Consider the following 1,524-nt stretch of genomic DNA (forward strand, 5'->3'; position numbering starts at 1 on the left):
GGCGCTGTTGGCGCAAATCAAAGCCGAAGGTTATGACGGTGGCTACAGCCAGCTCACCGCGTTTATCCGTGCCTGGCGAGGGGGACAGGGCAAGGCGTCGCAGGCCTTTGTGCCGCTGACCTTTGCTTTTGGCGAGGCGTTTCAGTTTGACTGGAGCGAGGAAGGCTTGCTGGTCGGCGGCATTTACCGGCGTATGCAGGTGGCACATCTGAAGCTGTGTGCCAGCCGTGCGTTCTGGCTGGTGGCGTATCCGAGCCAGGGCCATGAGATGTTATTCGACGCCCATACACGCTCGTTCGGCGCCTTTGGCGGCGTGCCGCGCCGAGGCATCTACGACAACATGAAGACCGCCGTCGACAGGGTCAATAAGGGCAAAGGCCGCACGGTGAATGCGCGTTTTGCGGTGATGTGCGCGCACTACCTGTTCGATCCAGACTTCTGCAACGTCGCCGCTGGTTGGGAAAAGGGCATCGTTGAAAAGAACGTGCAAGACAGCCGCAGGCGCATCTGGCTAGACGCCCAGGACTGCCATTTTCACTCCTTCGAGGAACTCAATGCCTGGCTGGGCCAGCGCTGCCGCGCGCTTTGGAACGAGCTGACGCACCCGCAATACAGCGGGCTCAGTGTGGCCGAGGTGCTGGAGTTGGAGCGCGCCGAACTGATGCCTATGCCCGCGGCCTTCGACGGTTACGTCGAACGGCCTGCGCGGGTTTCCAGTACCTGCCTGGTCAGCGTCGGGCGTAACCGCTACTCGGTGCCTTGTGAGTACGCCGGTAAGTGGGTCAGCAGCCGTTTGTATCCGACCCGCATCGAGGTGGTGGCCGATGATGCGCTGATTGCCAGCCATGCGCGTTTGCTGGATCGCGACCAGGTCAGCTACGACTGGCAGCACTACATCCCGCTGATTGAGCGCAAGCCCGGCGCGCTGCGCAACGGAGCGCCCTTTGCTGATCTGCCAGCGCCGCTGCGTCAGCTCAAGCACGGACTGAAACGTCATGCCGGCGGTGATCGGATCATGGTGCAAGTCTTGGCTGCCGCACCAGTGGCTGGGCTCGATGCCGTGCTGGTAGCCGTTGAGCTGGTACTGGAGAGCGGCAGCCTGAGCGCCGAACACATCCTCAATGTCGTGGCACGGCTGACAGCATCCGAACCGCCGCCCAGCGTCGAAACCCACTTGTCGCTCAAGGAAGCCCCCGTCGCCAACACGGCGCGCTACGACCGCCTGCGTGGCCAGACCGAGGAGATCGGTCATGCGTGATTTGATGGCGGAACTCAAGGAACTGCGCCTGCACGGCATGGCCACTGCCTGGGCGGAGTTAACTGTGCAGGGTGAGTCGAACACAGCCTCGTCCAAGTGGTTGCTTGAACACCTGCTGGAACAGGAGCACACGGATCGTGCCATGCGCTCGGTGAGCCACCAGATGAACATGGCCAAGCTGCCGATGCACCGCGATCTGGCCGGCTTCGACTTCAGCGCCTCCAGCGCCGACGCTCGCTTGATCAGCGAGCTGGCCAATCTGAGCT

2 protein-coding genes are annotated in these 1,524 nt (G+C 62.5%); both read left to right on the plus strand.

What is annotated here, in order from left to right:
* Window positions 1-1,258, plus strand: a 1,258-nt coding sequence (istA, locus tag MF6396_RS28030) for an IS21 family transposase (protein WP_078482017.1), incomplete at its 5' end; no start/stop codon positions are given.
* Window positions 1,251-1,524 (plus strand): ATP-binding protein (locus tag MF6396_RS28035; RefSeq protein WP_238596501.1); only part of this gene is annotated, 274 nt, incomplete at its 3' end. The genes istA and MF6396_RS28035, both read left to right, overlap by 8 nt.

It is taken from the genome of Pseudomonas sp. MF6396 (assembly GCF_002018915.1).
Taxonomy (GTDB): Bacteria; Pseudomonadota; Gammaproteobacteria; order Pseudomonadales; family Pseudomonadaceae; genus Aquipseudomonas; species Aquipseudomonas palmensis.